This window comes from Pseudoalteromonas sp. Isolate3 (assembly GCF_022398505.1).
Taxonomy (GTDB): domain Bacteria; phylum Pseudomonadota; class Gammaproteobacteria; order Enterobacterales; family Alteromonadaceae; genus Pseudoalteromonas; species Pseudoalteromonas apostichopi.
Genome location: NZ_JAKEVN010000027.1, coordinates 24,146 through 38,821 on the forward strand (window position 1 = coordinate 24,146; position 14,676 = coordinate 38,821).

Consider the following 14,676-nt stretch of genomic DNA (forward strand, 5'->3'; position numbering starts at 1 on the left):
TTTAGTGCTCCTCAGATTCTAAGAAATCTTGCGCGAAACGTTGCAGCACGCCCCCTGCTGAATAGATTGATACTTCTTCAGCGGTATCTAAACGACAAGTCATAGGTACTTCTTCAGTTTCACCGTTAGCACGTGTAATAACAAGTGTAAGCGTAGCTCCAGGTGTTGGCTCACCTTTCACGCTAAAGGTCTCACTACCATCAATACCTAATGTAGTTCGTGTCGTGCCGGCTTTAAATTCTAGCGGTAATACGCCCATACCAATCAGGTTAGTGCGGTGAATACGTTCAAAACCTTCGGCTGCAATAACTTGAACACCTGCAAGGCGTACACCTTTAGCTGCCCAGTCACGTGATGAGCCTTGGCCATAATCGGCACCTGCCACAATGATAAGCGGTTGTTTACGCTGCATGTAGGTTTCGATTGCTTCCCACATACGAGTCACTTTACCTTCTGGTTCAATGCGAGCGTATGAACCTTGCTTTACTTCACCATTCTCTTTAACCATTTCATTCAGTAACTTAGGGTTGGCGAATGTAGCGCGTTGCGCTGTTAAATGGTCGCCTCGGTGAGTAGCATACGAGTTAAAATCTTCTTCAGGAAGGCCCATTTTAGCTAGGTACTCACCAGCAGCACTTGACGCTAAAATCGCATTTGAAGGCGATAAGTGGTCAGTGGTGATGTTGTCGCCTAGTACGGCTAATGCACGCATATCAGTAAGAGAACGCTCACCTGCTAACGCCCCCTCCCAATATGGTGGTCGACGAATATAAGTACTTTGTGGACGCCATTGATAAAGCGGATCGTTGTCTTCGCCATAATCAACACTTAAGTCGAACATTGGCTCATAGACCTTTTTAAACTGCTCAGGTTTAACACTTTGTTTGATCACTGCATCAATTTCTTCATCGCTTGGCCATAAATCCATTAGGCGAATTTCGTTACCTTCCTGATCATGCCCTAATACATCTTTTTCGATATCAAAACGAATAGTACCAGCAATGGCATAAGCAACAACCAGTGGAGGTGAAGCTAAGAATGCTTGTTTTGCATATGGATGAATACGGCCATCAAAATTACGGTTACCCGAAAGTACAGCTGTTGCGTACAAGTCACGGTCAATTACTTCTTGCTGAATTTTTGGATCTAGCGCACCGCTCATGCCGTTACACGTCGTACATGCAAAGGCAACAATACCAAAGCCAAGTTGCTCAAGCTCAGGTAACAAATTAGCTTCTTCTAGATAAGATTTCACCGCTTTAGAGCCCGGTGCCAGTGATGTTTTAACCCATGGCTTACGGGTTAAACCTTTGGCGTTGGCATTACGTGCAAGTAAACCTGCAGCAATAACGTTGCGTGGGTTACTTGTATTCGTACAACTTGTGATTGCTGCGATAATACACGCGCCATCAGGCATTAAGCCTTCTTCATTTTCAACAACACCAGTAATACCCGCTTTATCAAGTTCGCTGGTTGCAACACGGCGATGTGGATTAGATGGACCCGCAATATTTCGACCTACAGATGACAAATCAAAGGTTAATACACGCTCATATTCTGCCGTTTTTAGACTATCACTCCAAAGACCAGTTTCTTTTGCATAGATTTCGACTAGCTTAACTTGCTCTTCTTCACGGCCAGTCAAACGTAAGTAATCAAGCGTATTGTCATCGATGTAGAACATCGCAGCAGTTGCACCAAACTCTGGTGTCATATTTGAGATAGTTGCTCTATCTCCCAGTGTCAGTGCCTCGGCACCTTCACCATAAAATTCAAGATAGGTCGAAACGACTTTTTCATTGCGTAAAAATTCGGTGATCGCTAATACAATATCGGTTGCAGTAATACCCGGTTGTGGTTTACCTGTCAGCTCAACCCCCACAATATCAGGTAAACGCATGTAAGATGCGCGGCCAAGCATCACGCTTTCAGCTTCAAGACCACCTACACCAACTGCAATAACACCTAGTGCATCCACCATTGGTGTATGGCTATCTGTACCAACCAGTGTATCTGGGAAAGCCACACCGTCACGTTTTTGGATTACAGGCGACATTTTCTCTAAATTAATTTGATGCATAATGCCGTTACCCGGCGGTATCACATCAATATTTTTAAATGCTGTTTTCGTCCAATTAATAAAGTGGAATCGGTCATCGTTCCGACGGTCTTCAATAGCACGGTTTTTTTCGAAGGCATCTGGCTCAAAACCTGCGTGTTCAACAGCTAATGAATGATCAACAATTAACTGAGTTGGTACCACAGGATTTACTTTTGCAGGATCTCCCCCTTTTGCAGCAATCGCATCACGAAGGCCGGCTAAATCAACTAACGCTGTTTGACCTAAGATATCGTGACATACTACGCGTGCAGGAAACCATGGAAAGTCTAAATCACGTTTTCTTTCAATCAATTGAGAAAGTGCATCATTAAGCATTTCAGGTTCACAACGACGCACTAAGTTTTCGGCAAGGACACGTGATGTATAAGGAAGTGTGGCATAGCTGCCCGGTTTAATTGCATCAACAGCAGCGCGAGTATCAAAATAATCTACCCCAGTGCCTGCTAATGGTTTTCTAAAATTTGTATTCATGATGATTCTACTTGTACTTGGTGACGGTGAATAAAGGTGGGCTGATTATTTTTGTATTTATTTCGCCCCTTCATAAAGGGGCAGCTAAGCTACCCCTATCACTGATTTAATTAACGATTAGCGCTCTGAAATTGGCGTATAGCTACGAGCTTCTGGGCCCGTATAATCTGCACTTGGGCGAATAATACGGTTATTAGCACGTTGCTCTTTCACGTGTGCAGTCCAACCAGTTACACGACTCATCACGAAAATTGGCGTAAATAACTTAGTTGGAATACCCATGAAGTGATACGCAGATGCATGGAAGAAATCAGCATTACAGAATAATTTCTTTTCACGCCACATAACTTCTTCACAGCGAACAGAGACAGGATAGAGAACATCATCACCCACTTCGGCAGCCAGTTTTTCAGACCATTTTTTGATGATCACATTACGTGGATCTGATTCACGGTAAATAGCGTGACCAAAGCCCATAATCTTGTCTTTACGTTCAAGCATACCCATTAGCGCCTCTTCAGCTTGATCTGCACTTGTAAAGCCTTCAATCATATCCATAGCCGCTTCGTTAGCACCACCATGTAATGGACCACGTAAGCTACCAATAGCCCCCGTTACACAAGAGTGAATATCTGACAATGTTGATGCACATACACGCGCAGTAAATGTCGATGCATTGAACTCATGCTCTGCGTATAGAATTAATGAGACATTCATTACTTGCTCAAATAATGCCGATGGCGCTTTATCGTGCAATAAATTTAAGAAATGTGCGCCTACCGAATCATCATCAGTCTCAGTTTCAATCCGAACGCCGTCATGGCTAAAGCGATACCAATAACAAATAATACTTGGGAATACGGCAACTAGGCGGTCAATCGCATCATTCGCCTCAGAGAAATCATGCTCCATTTCTAGGTTACCTAGCATTGAACAACCAGTACGCATTACATCCATTGGGTGCGCGTCTTTAGGAATGTTCTCAAGCACTGTTTTTAGTGCATCTGGTAAACCACGTAGTGATTTTAGCTTTGCTTTATATTCTGTAAGCTCAGACTCTGTTGGTAATTCACCACGCGACAGTAAAAAAGATACTTCTTCAAACTGTGCTTTCTCTGCTAATTCGCTAATATCATAACCACAATATGTTAAACCTGAACCTGATTTACCTACTGTACACAGTGCTGTTTCACCTGCTACTTGACCACGTAAACCTGCGCCGCCTAATGCTTTATCTACCATGAGTGTTCTCCTTATATGTTGTCGTTATGATTTTTTAGCTGAGAAAAGATTATCTAGTGTGTTTTCATATGAGTGATAATCTAAAAACTCATATAATTCCGCACGTGTTTGCATGTTGTCTACTTGGCTTTGTTGCGAGCCTTCGCTAAGAATAGACGAATACACATTAAGTGCAGCTTTGTTCATAGCTCTAAATGCACTTAGTGGATAAAGTACAATTTCAACACCCACTTCGCTTAATTGCTCAGCTGTATATAGCGGTGTCTGGCCAAACTCAGTGATGTTCGCAAGAATTGGAACATTTAACGCTTTAGCAAATGCTTGGTAGTCGGCTAAATCATGCACAGCTTCTGCAAAGATTGCGTCGGCACCTGCTTCAACACATGCAGCAGCGCGGTCAATGGCCGCATTTAAACCTTCTTTTTGGAATGCATCAGTACGTGCCATGATGTAAAAATCGCTATCAGTTTTCGCATCTACCGCAGCTTTAATACGGTCAACCATTTCATCTTTTGACACGATTTCTTTATTAGGGCGATGACCACAACGTTTTTGTGCAACTTGGTCTTCAATATGGAAACCTGCAGCACCTGCCTTAGTCATTTCTTTCACTGTGCGTGCAATATTAAATGCACCACCCCAGCCTGTATCAGCATCAACTAGAAGTGGTAAGTCGGTAGCGCTGGTAATTCGACGAATATCTTCAAGTACGTTATCTAAGCTTGTCATACCTAAATCTGGCATGCCGTATGATGCGTTAGCAACACCTGCACCTGAGAGGTAAAGTGCTTGGTGACCTGTTTTTTCTGCCATCATTGCGCAGTACGCATTGACGGTGCCAACCACTTGTAGTGGCTTATTGTTTGCGATTGCCTGTTTGAACTTTAATCCTGCTGACATTGGATAACTCCTATCTTTGAACGGTTTCAGCTCTTTGGCTGACTCTATTTTTTAAATCTAAATTATGACTGTTTAACGACTGCACTACGGTTTTTTTGCTGCTAGTAAGTCAAACTTAGTCTGAATATTTGCCTGAGACGCACTTATGTGGCGCTTCATAAGCATTTCTGCTAATTCCCCGTCATGGTTTTCAATAGCATTGATAATTGCCAAGTGTTCATCAAATGCTTTTGATACACGTGGCCCAACCATACCCATTTGTACACGGTACATACGAATTAACTGGTACAACTCATTACATAAAAGATGAATTAGGTGCGCGTTTTTAGAGCCTTTAATAATGCGATAATGAAAATCAAGGTCGCCCGCTTCTTGGTAGTATGATTCACCTTCTTTTACACGCTGTGTTTGTAAATGCTGGTTCAATAACTGCTTTAAACCCTGCACTTCTTCAGGTTCCATGTTGTCGGCAGCTAACCGACAAGCCAACCCTTCTAGGGCACTACGTACCTGATATACTTCGATTAAACGCTCAGCAGTCAGTGCTACAACACGACAACCGACATTCGCTTTACGCTCTACCAAATAACAGCTTTCTAAACGATTTAATGCCTCTCTTAAGGTGGCACGACTTACACCATAGCGTTTCGCTAATTCTGGCTCAGAAATTTTGCTACCCTGCTCAATGGTGCCTTGTACAATTTCACGACGCATGTCGACAAACACTTGGTCTGATGCAGTTGTGATCGTGATATCGTTGTAGTTATCGTTGGCTTTTTGCTCTGTCATAAATAAGTCTATCAAAGTACTAAATTAGGATTGTCGACAATTTGTAAGTTCACTATGCGCTCTAACATGAAAAGTGTCAACCTCGAGATCAGCAAAATAGACTAAAAAACCACCAAAATGTCGACATAAAATGATATTTGTCAAAAATAATGGCTATAAACAACATTTATATTGCCAATTTGTCGACACTTCAATATTAACCTGAACAAGCTAAAAATATCCCATGAAAGCGCTATAAATGGTATGATCTACCAATTATTACGTGACGTGAGAGCCATTTAGTGGACGCTAATACTTATATCCCTGACTCATTTATTGATGATGTTAAAAGCTACCTTCCTGAACATTTATCATTAGACGACTTTATTGCAGCCTGTCGACGCCCACTTAGACGATCTGTTCGCGTAAATACATTAAAAATGTCAGTCGCAGAATTTCAGCATCAATGTGCCAATAAAGGATGGGAGTTAACAGCGATCCCATGGTGCGAAGAAGGCTTCTGGCTAACACGTCCAAGTGACGAAGAAGCGGCCCTTGCAATCGGTAATACCGATTTACACTTAAGTGGCGCTATGTATGTGCAAGAAGCCAGCTCAATGCTGCCGCCGGTTACACTGAGAGCCGAAGTTAAACAAAGCGATGCTGTACTTGATATGGCTTCAGCTCCAGGCTCGAAAACATCACAAATCGCTGCCATGATGGATAATAGTGGCGTGTTAGTGGCCAATGAGTTGTCATCGTCACGCTTAAAAGTATTAGCAGCAACCCTCAAACGTATGGGCGTAGGTAATTGTGCTTTATCACATTTTGACGGTGTCATATTCGGGGATTACATGTATGAGTGCTTCGACAGTATTTTGCTAGACGCCCCGTGTTCAGGTGAAGGCACGGTTCGTAAAGATGCAGACGCCCTAAAGAATTGGTCAATCGAGTCTAATATTGATATTGCTGCTGTACAAAAAGCCCTTATCAAAAGTGCCTTTTATGCCTTAAAACCTGGCGGCACATTAGTTTATTCGACCTGCACTTTAACACCGCTTGAAAATCAACAAGTGTGCGAGTATCTATTAGCAGAATTTCCTGATTGCATCGAAGTACAATCGCTTGATTGCCTTTTTGATGGTGCAGAGAAAGCAACAACCAGCGAAGGTTATTTGCATGTTTGGCCGCAAACTTACGACAGTGAAGGTTTCTTCATCGCTAAATTTAAGAAAATAGCGTCAAGCGATAACCCAAATCAAAAAGTTAAAAAAGGCGCATTTCCGTTTGCTGAGTTTGATAAAGAGCAAAGCCAAGCGTTTATGCAAACAATTAAAAAACAGTTCGGTCTAAAATCACTACCAGGGAATTTAATGCAACGTGATAAAGAGCTTTGGTTATTCCCTGATCGCTTTAATGAACTGCAAGATAAAATTAAATACTCCCGATTAGGGATCCAGCTTGGTGTTATTCACAAAGGCGGAGTTCGCTTAGCTCATGAATTTGCCACTGTATTTGGACAAAAATGCGATAAAAACACCTTTGAGATGACACAAGCACAAGCAAACGATTACTTTAACGGTAAAGATATTCGACTCGAAAAACCAACCCAAGATAATGGTGAAGTGATCTTAATGTTATGTGGATGCCCTGTAGGCCTTGGCAAGTGGCAAAAGAATAAAATTAAAAACTCACTACCTCGTGATTTAGTCCAAAATGCTCAGTTGATAACTTGGGTATAAGTTGCGCATAATGCCTGTATAAATAAGGTACTAATTTAGGTAAAAAGCCGTAACAGACTGATTTTAAACTAGTATAAAATTTGTACATTTACCGTGCAATTTCCTGCTGATTAACTACACTTAAAAGTACTTTCTACTTCTCCCTACTGAATTTAGAAGGTGTTTTTTATAGTTAGCGCAGGCTCGCACGAGCCACCCCCTAAGCCCAGAACAATGCGGATTCGTTCTGGGCGTTTTTTTATTCAAAAGTCGCATGGTAAAGCATCACCCTTTTTGATTTCATTGTAAAAACAATGATAAAGGATTGATTATGCTTAAACCCCTGTGCGTCGTACTACCACTTTTAATAAGCAGCCAAACTCTGGCAAAAAGCAATGACTACCTAGGCTTTGACTACCCTAATAAGGCTAAAAATGCCGTCAGTATCACTTTTGATGATGCAAGACATAGCCAAGTCGATACCGGTTTAGCGCTTTTAAACAAGTACCAAGTAAAAGCGACATTTTATGTATCTCCTTTTAACGTAAAAGAACGTGTTGAAAAGTGGCAAATGGCAGTTAAAACAGGTCACGAAATTGCTAATCATACGGCAAGCCATTTGTGTACGGGTAACTTTGAATGGCTTCGTGAACTCGGCGTATCACTTGAACAAGTTACATTAAAAGAAATGGAGCAAGATATCCTTAAAGGACAGGATTACATAAAAGCCACACTTAACGTGACACCAACCGCTTTTGCATACCCTTGTGGAAATACTTTTGTTGGGCGTGGTGCCAATACAAGAAGCTATGTCCCATTAATAGCCAAGCATTTTAAAACCGGTAGAACTTGGCTTGATGAAACAGCGAATAATCCAAACTTTACTGACTTTTCGCAGTTAACTAGTTTACCCATTGATAGGCAAACATTCGCTGAGATCAAAAAAACCATAGAGCAACACCGAAGCAACAATAGCTGGATCATTCTTGCAGGCCACAATATAGGTAAGCGAGATCAGTACACCACCGACAGTAAAGTACTAGAGCAGCTTATTGTTTATCTACAAGACCCTAAAAATGGTTTTTGGTTAGATACGGTAAGTAATGTTGCCGACTATGTTGAGGCGAACCGCAAAGCATTCGATTAATTATCGTTTAAATCGAATTCAGTAATTTGGTTGTCAGCGTGGATCAGTTCATATTTAGCGAGTAAACCATCGTTGAGCTCAATTAAGCTGATAGCCGCATTACTGACCAAATACTTTTGCCCTTCTCCTATGGTTTGATGTTTATCAACTTCCATCTGCCAACGTTTAGTAAAAAAGTTAAGTGGGCTTTTCGGGGCATACAAAATTGAGTCTAGCTTATCGAGGATATTAATAAGCTTACGAGGAAATTCATTTTTAATGCCACTGGCAGTCAACTGCCAAATACGGTTTTTATGTTTACCAAAGCGTTTTTGCACTGAAAAGCAAAATGAGTAATGTACATCACCAGAGAGGATCAGGGTTTCCTTTGGTGTGTCTTCACGGCGAAATGTATCGAGCAATTTTTTTGCCGATCCTTCGTGAGCCATCCAGTTTTCAACATCAACCAACAATGGCTGTCCGCAAAAATTAAAAATCGCTTGGATTGCTTCAATCGATTTAACACCAAATACCGGAGCTGGAGATACGATAATCACTTTATCGTGAGACAATAAGCTTTCTTCTAATTCAGTGAGCCTTTCCCAATCAAGTAAACCTGATGGCTCATTGAAATTTTGTTCATTACGCCATCGGTGCGTTCGGGTATCGAGTACTACAACTTTAGGAATGGTATTAAGCTCGTAATGCCAATGGTTAAAATTGAGTATTAGCTTATCAAAGTCTTTAAAATTCCAGCTCTGTTGCTGCAGGCTTTGTTTAAAACTGGGTAATAATGACAGCGAGTTATCACCTGCGTCATTACCAATCCCCTGCATTAACCAATAACTAATTAGGCCATTATTTACAATGCGACGGCTAGATGGGTGCTGATAAATAGCTTGCTCCCAACCCGCGGTTAAGTTCCAATCATCGGTGACATCATGATCGTCAAACATCATTAATGTCGACACATTGGCGAATAACCTTTCAACGCTTTGAAGACCCTTTGCAAAGCCAACCAGTGCGTCCTTTTCGAGTTTAAAAAGATTTGCGTATTTAGGGGCTAATGCTGAGCATTCAATTGATTCAAACTCAATTAGCTGCCAAGTAACAGCGCTGAAGTTTAATAAATAAAGCGCTATAAATTCTTGAAAATGAATTAAGTGGTTTTCAGCTTTTAAGCTTGAGAAGTGTGGCTCATCTTTTTTAAGCCAATAACCAACACCAAATTTGCTCCGTTTCTGCCAAGGCACTTTGGGTAAGTGTAAATGGCGCTGGTAAAGTTGCTGCTCAAATCCTGCTGGTAAATCTAAATCAAGCGCTGGCTCTTGAAACACACCAAATAGGCTAATCACTTTTTCGATCGCGAGCAGCATTGGCCCGGCTACATCATCCGCATATATTTGGTCGCCAGATAACAATAATAGGTCAGCACCTGCATTAAGTGACTGGCGCTGATCATTTTGCCAATTATCTGCAGCAACAAGGCTGTCTTTTGCAGGGTGATGAGGGTTACGACACGAGCCATGCAGAATTCTATCGAGTCTATTTGGGATCACAAATGCAGGAGACTCTGCTCGTTCATAGCAGTAAGACGACAAATCAAGGCTTTTATCTTCATCATGTAACGAATAGTAGATCAGTGAATCAACTGCAAACTGGCCGCTGGCGGGCATTACATTGATAAAATTTAAGTGAAGATGGAGCCCTAATTGGATTGACTCTAAATTCGAGAATGTCTCAACACCGCTAAACTCTATTCGGTATTGGCAAGGCCTAGATGTAACAAATTGAAAGCACACTCGCCCTGCATCTGCTCGGCGTACCATTGGCCCCATTACTAACTGAGGTAAATTCGATACGCCGTACACTATTACGCCCTTTTAGCTTGATTGAACAACGAGTAAAAGTTGTTGGTTGTTGCTTCAGCTAATTCGTTAAAAGTAAGCCCTTTTAACTCGGCAATGTAGTAAGCGACATCTTCAACATAGGCTGGTTGATTTGTTTTACCACGATATGGCACAGGTGCTAAATACGGTGAGTCTGTTTCGATTAGTAAGCGATCTAGCGGAATTTGCTTTACAACGTCTTTTAACTCTACGGCATTTTTAAATGTAACAATGCCCGAAATCGAAATATAAAAGCCCATATCAATGGCTTTTTTGGCCATTTCCCAGTTTTCTGTAAAGCAATGCAATACACCACCACAGTTTTCCGCATTGTGAGCGCGCATTAAATTGATGGTGTCTTCTCTGGCATCACGAGTATGGATAATTAGTGGCTTATTAAGCTCATTAGCAACGTCAATATGACCAACAAAACTTTCTTGCTGAACAATATGTGTGTCTTTTGAGTAATAGTAATCAAGCCCAGTTTCACCAATTGCTACTACTTTGTCGTGACTAGCTAGGTCGATGAGCTTTTGTTTATCCAGTGCGTCTTTTTGATCAAGTGGATGAACACCACATGATGCAGAAACATCTGGATAGTTTTGTATTTTATCCAGCATACTTGGGAATTGATCTAAGGTCACACTGACACACAAGAAGTGTTCAACTTTCTTTGCGCGGGCGTTATCAAGTACTTGGTCTAAGTTTAGGTCGAGTTTATCGAAATCTAGGCGATCTAAATGGCAATGAGAATCTACAATCATGGTACTACTTTTATTACATGGTATAGGTCGGATTGCCTGAGTTTAACATAGTACCGAGTAGTTTTTCGATTTTAGCATTCAAATTGGTTTTATCATCGATAAAGTTAACACCGATACCTGGTGGGTTTGAGCTTTGTGCACCTTGTGGTGTTATCCAAGCAACTTTCCCCGTTACTACATCATCTTCTAGTGCATCTGGTAAGGTGACTTTTAGAGCTAATGAATGGCCCATTTCAAAACGCATATTAGTGCGAACAAATAAACCACCATTTTTTAAATAAGGCATGTAACAGCGATATAATTCTTCTAAGTCTTCAATATCTACTAATAATTCTTGCACGATACTTCCTAATTTTGGCTTTCCCGTAAAGTAAACGCTAGTTGCGAAATGGCTAGTTCCATATTCAAGCCAAGCACATGTGAGCTATTATAAAGAAACTCTGAGATTGCAGATTGTGCTTTCTGATAATTGAAAAAGTCCATTCCTAACACCAATTGCGTCTTGAGATGCTCTGTTAAAAATAACGCAAATACATTAACCAAGCTATGGTCTTTATTAAGGATGTCGACTAACGCACTGAAATTATGGCTGTCTTTTATCTCAGTTGCAAATTTAAAAAGTGAATCGATTGCCTCAAGTTGATTATCATTTTGCCACTGCTCAACAAGCAGTGGTTGCCTAGCGAATAATTCTAACCATGAATAATTAGGGATATTTAAAAGAGCTAACCATTGTGTTGTATATTCTGGGTTAACTTTTATTTCATGAACTGCACAGCGACTTAAAATAGTTGCTGGTAATAATGCCGTTTGCTCACACGTTAATAATAAATAGCGGCGTAGACTAGGCTCTTCAAGAGTTTTTAATAAGGCGTTAGCCGCTGCAGTGGTCATTTTGTGACATTGTTCAAGTACCACAACTTTATTACCGTTTTGAGCGGCTGAATGATTGATAAAATCACTTATTAAACGAATTTCATCAACCCCTATCGTCTGCCCCTCTACTTTAACAACACGTTTATCTGGATGGGTACCCGCTTGATTCAGTTGACAACTTTTGCAATTACCACAGGCTTTTAAGTTTACAGGTGACGCACATAGTAAGCCATCGGCAAGCGAATCGACTAAACGTTGTTTGCCTACACCTTTATCACCATTAAATAATTGTGCATGATGAAAGCGTTGCTGTGCAAAGCTTTGCGCTAGCTGCTTATAAAGGCCTTCAAGCCATGGCAAATGCATATTAGCTTAAACCTGCAAAAAAGTTATCAAGCACCTTTGTAATTGCCGCATGCACTTCAGGCATTGTTTTATTAGCATCCACTGTTTTGATGCTGTTGTCAGTGCTTGCAATTTCAAGGTAACGTTCTCGCGTGCGCTCAAAAAAGCCTAATGCTTCTTGTTCAATACGATCAAGCTCACCACGGCCTTTTGCACGAGCAAGCCCAACTGCAGGGTCAATGTCTAAATAAATGGTTAAATCAGGCTTTAAACCATTTAGCACCATATCAGCTAAAAAAGAGAGTTTAGTTTGTTCAATACCACGACCACCACCTTGATATGCTTGTGATGAAAGATCATGGCGATCACCTAACACCCAAGTGCCCTTTTCAAGTGCCGGATTAATAACATTAGCAACTAATTGCGAGCGTGCTGCATACATGATTAACAGCTCTGTTTCGCCTGTAACCGTTTCTTGATGAGCCTGTTTTACGATATTACGCAGCTCTTCAGCCATAGCTGTACCGCCAGGCTCACGCACATTAATAAAATCGACTTGCTTGTTTTCTAAATAAGCTTGGCATACGGCAATGGCCGTTGATTTTCCGGCCCCTTCAAGGCCTTCAATCACAATAAATTTTGCTGTCATATGACTCAATTCTGGTTGTTAGTTTAATTGGTACTGCTTTACCGCACGATTATGTTCTTGCAATGTTTTCGAAAATTGATGGCTGCCATCACCTTTCGCAACAAAATATATAAATTCAGACTGTGGTGGATTAACCGCTGCAAGCAACGCCGCTTTCGAAGGCATAGCAATCGGTGTTGGCGGCAAGCCTTTTATTTTATAAGTGTTATACGGTGTATACGTCGTTAAATCTTTGCGTTTGATATCGCCATCAAAATCAGCACCAATGCCATAGATAACAGTGGGATCTGTTTGTAAGCGCATATTTGTTTTTAAACGATTGGTAAAAACTGCAGAAATTAATGGCCGTTCACTGGCTAAACCGGTTTCTTTTTCAATTATAGAAGCAAGTATTAGAGCTTCATAAGGTGAGCTTAACACTAAATCTGATGCTCTATTTTGCCACGCAGATTCTAGTTCCTGCTGCATTTTACTATAAGCACGTTTTAATAAGCCGCTGGCACTATCTCCACTGTGGTAGTGATAGGTATCAGGGAACAACCAGCCTTCTAAATTTTTTTGCGTGTTACTTATCTGCGTCGCTAAATTTTTTGTATCTAAGTCATGTGTTAAATGCACTTGCTTTTGGATATTGGCAACGACGTCACGAAGAGGCTGTCCTTCAATAATTGTGAAGCTAAAGCTTACTTGTGCACCTTGATTAATGCGGCGGATATTATCAATCACAGCGCTTGTATCAAGTTCATAAAGACCCGCTTTTAGATCAGTAAGCGTAGGATCTAATTTAGCGAGCACCTGAAATTTAAAGCAGCTATCAACCCACTGTTTTGCTTGCCATGCTTGGCAAAGTTGATTGAACCCAGTACCACGTTCTACTTTAAATAAAGTACTGTTTTCAACCTTTAACGGCATTTTCATTGCTGATTGAAGCTGTTGATAGCCAATACCACAGCATAGCAATGCTAATAACAGCACGCTAACAATGACTTTTATCACACATTCTCCTTGGCAAACTGCGCCGTTAATAGCGCTTTACTGCGTTCAATATCAAATTCTGTATCAGTAATCCGTGCAACGGGAACCACGCCCATTAAACTATTACACATAAATACGGCATCCATAGCTAAAAGCTCATCTAGTTGGATTGCTTTAAATTCAATGGCTAACTTATCACATAAAGCGCTGAGATAAACCCCAGTGATACCGCAGCGGTTTAACTTAGGTGACATAACTTGACCGTCTTTAATGGCAAAAATATTTGCAGCCGAGCACTCAATCACATTGTTATCATAATCAAGTACAACAACGTCATCACACTCAAGGGTGTTCATTTGTCTTTTGATAAGTACTTGCTCTAAACGGTTCAATGTTTTTAAGCCTGCAAGTAAAGGTTGATGTGCAAGTTTAACGTCGCTAACTGCTAGGCTTACGCCCTGCTGCTGCCAACTTTTATAGTGTGAAACTGCAGGCATTACACTGATCAGCACTTGGATACTTGGTGTATCTGGTAAGCCATAACCACGCCCACCTGCACCTCGGGTGATAACTACTTTTAAAATACCCGCTTGCGTTTCACTGATTGCGTGGTTAACCCTACTTTCGATTGCAGGTAAATCTAACTCGGGGAAAAATAGCCTTTGCGCGCATTCTTCTAATCGCGCTTTGTGTAAGTCCCAGTGCTCAACGACAGAATTCACCACAGAGGCTGTGGTAAAAAAGCCGTCACCATAATTTAAGCCACGATCTTGCGTGCTTATACTGGTATCTGGTGTGGTTATTTTTATTGTTTGTTTTAATTTATTC

13 protein-coding genes are annotated in these 14,676 nt (G+C 41.1%); 2 read left to right on the top strand and 11 right to left on the bottom strand.

The genetic code is table 11. The annotated features are described in order from the left end of the window. Position 1 precedes the first annotated feature (1 nt). The 4 genes from acnD to L1D46_RS07950 form a co-directional block, all read right to left on the bottom strand. The gene (acnD, locus tag L1D46_RS07935; RefSeq protein ID WP_239977270.1) at positions 2-2,593 is read right to left on the bottom strand and encodes a Fe/S-dependent 2-methylisocitrate dehydratase AcnD; all 2,592 of its coding nucleotides are present in this window, start codon (positions 2,591-2,593) and stop codon (positions 2-4) included. A 117-nt stretch (positions 2,594-2,710) separates the two neighbouring features. Continuing rightward, complete coding sequence (gene prpC, locus L1D46_RS07940) at positions 2,711-3,835, bottom strand: 2-methylcitrate synthase (protein WP_130051602.1); 1,125 nt, start codon at positions 3,833-3,835, stop codon at positions 2,711-2,713. Positions 3,836-3,859: 24 nt separating this feature from the next. Beyond that, positions 3,860-4,735, bottom strand: a complete 876-nt coding sequence (prpB, locus tag L1D46_RS07945) for a methylisocitrate lyase (protein WP_130051603.1) — start codon at positions 4,733-4,735, stop codon at positions 3,860-3,862. 84 nt (positions 4,736-4,819) lie between these two features. Then, a complete protein-coding gene (locus L1D46_RS07950; protein WP_239977272.1) occupies positions 4,820-5,524 on the bottom strand; it encodes a GntR family transcriptional regulator in 705 nt (234 codons plus the stop codon). 281 nt (positions 5,525-5,805) lie between these two features. Here L1D46_RS07950 and rsmF point away from each other — a divergent pair, with 281 nt between their 5' ends. Continuing rightward, complete coding sequence (gene rsmF / locus L1D46_RS07955) at positions 5,806-7,245, top strand: 16S rRNA (cytosine(1407)-C(5))-methyltransferase RsmF (protein WP_239977274.1); 1,440 nt, start codon at positions 5,806-5,808, stop codon at positions 7,243-7,245. 310 nt (positions 7,246-7,555) lie between these two features. Further along, positions 7,556-8,371 (top strand): polysaccharide deacetylase family protein, encoded by an 816-nt coding sequence (locus L1D46_RS07960; protein WP_239977276.1) that lies wholly within the window; start codon positions 7,556-7,558, stop codon positions 8,369-8,371. Here the strand turns inward: L1D46_RS07960 and L1D46_RS07965 are convergent. From L1D46_RS07965 to pabC, 7 genes are read right to left on the bottom strand one after another with little or no spacing between them, the layout of a single operon-like run. Beyond that, positions 8,368-10,188, bottom strand: a complete 1,821-nt coding sequence (locus tag L1D46_RS07965) for an alkaline phosphatase D family protein (protein ID WP_239977278.1) — start codon at positions 10,186-10,188, stop codon at positions 8,368-8,370. The genes L1D46_RS07960 and L1D46_RS07965 overlap by 4 nt on opposite strands. A gap of 35 nt (positions 10,189-10,223) precedes the next feature. Then, positions 10,224-11,003: a YchF/TatD family DNA exonuclease gene (locus tag L1D46_RS07970; protein WP_130051607.1), complete on the bottom strand. Its 780-nt coding sequence runs from the start codon at positions 11,001-11,003 to the stop codon at positions 10,224-10,226. A gap of 13 nt (positions 11,004-11,016) precedes the next feature. After that, positions 11,017-11,343 carry a PilZ domain-containing protein gene (locus L1D46_RS07975; RefSeq protein WP_054554720.1) on the bottom strand — a complete coding sequence of 109 codons (327 nt, stop codon included), beginning with the start codon at positions 11,341-11,343 and terminating at the stop codon, positions 11,017-11,019. Positions 11,344-11,351: 8 nt separating this feature from the next. After that, the gene (locus tag L1D46_RS07980) at positions 11,352-12,245 is read right to left on the bottom strand and encodes a DNA polymerase III subunit (RefSeq protein WP_167657739.1); all 894 of its coding nucleotides are present in this window, start codon (positions 12,243-12,245) and stop codon (positions 11,352-11,354) included. 1 nt (position 12,246) lies between these two features. After that, the gene (tmk, locus tag L1D46_RS07985) at positions 12,247-12,873 is read right to left on the bottom strand and encodes a dTMP kinase (RefSeq protein ID WP_130051609.1); all 627 of its coding nucleotides are present in this window, start codon (positions 12,871-12,873) and stop codon (positions 12,247-12,249) included. 18 nt (positions 12,874-12,891) lie between these two features. Next, entirely contained in the window at positions 12,892-13,869 is a 978-nt protein-coding gene (gene mltG, locus L1D46_RS07990; RefSeq protein WP_130051610.1) for an endolytic transglycosylase MltG, read from the bottom strand. Continuing rightward, a complete protein-coding gene (pabC, locus tag L1D46_RS07995) occupies positions 13,866-14,657 on the bottom strand; it encodes an aminodeoxychorismate lyase (RefSeq protein WP_239977280.1) in 792 nt (263 codons plus the stop codon). The genes mltG and pabC overlap by 4 nt, the downstream gene beginning before the upstream one ends. Between the last annotated feature and the right edge of the window lie 19 nt (positions 14,658-14,676).

Excerpts from the sequence above, each read along its gene's own strand:
- acnD (WP_239977270.1), bottom strand. The coding sequence starts at position 2,593 with ATGAATACAAATTTTAGAAAACCATTAGCAGGCACTGGGGTAGATTAT.
- L1D46_RS07970 (WP_130051607.1), bottom strand. The coding sequence starts at position 11,003 with ATGATTGTAGATTCTCATTGCCATTTAGATCGCCTAGATTTCGATAAA.
- L1D46_RS07965 (WP_239977278.1), bottom strand. The coding sequence starts at position 10,188 with ATGGGGCCAATGGTACGCCGAGCAGATGCAGGGCGAGTGTGCTTTCAA.
- L1D46_RS07960 (WP_239977276.1), top strand. The coding sequence starts at position 7,556 with ATGCTTAAACCCCTGTGCGTCGTACTACCACTTTTAATAAGCAGCCAA.
- tmk (WP_130051609.1), bottom strand. The coding sequence starts at position 12,873 with ATGACAGCAAAATTTATTGTGATTGAAGGCCTTGAAGGGGCCGGAAAA.
- prpC (WP_130051602.1), bottom strand. The coding sequence starts at position 3,835 with ATGGTAGATAAAGCATTAGGCGGCGCAGGTTTACGTGGTCAAGTAGCA.
- L1D46_RS07950 (WP_239977272.1), bottom strand. The coding sequence starts at position 5,524 with ATGACAGAGCAAAAAGCCAACGATAACTACAACGATATCACGATCACA.
- L1D46_RS07980 (WP_167657739.1), bottom strand. The coding sequence starts at position 12,245 with ATGCATTTGCCATGGCTTGAAGGCCTTTATAAGCAGCTAGCGCAAAGC.
- prpB (WP_130051603.1), bottom strand. The coding sequence starts at position 4,735 with ATGTCAGCAGGATTAAAGTTCAAACAGGCAATCGCAAACAATAAGCCA.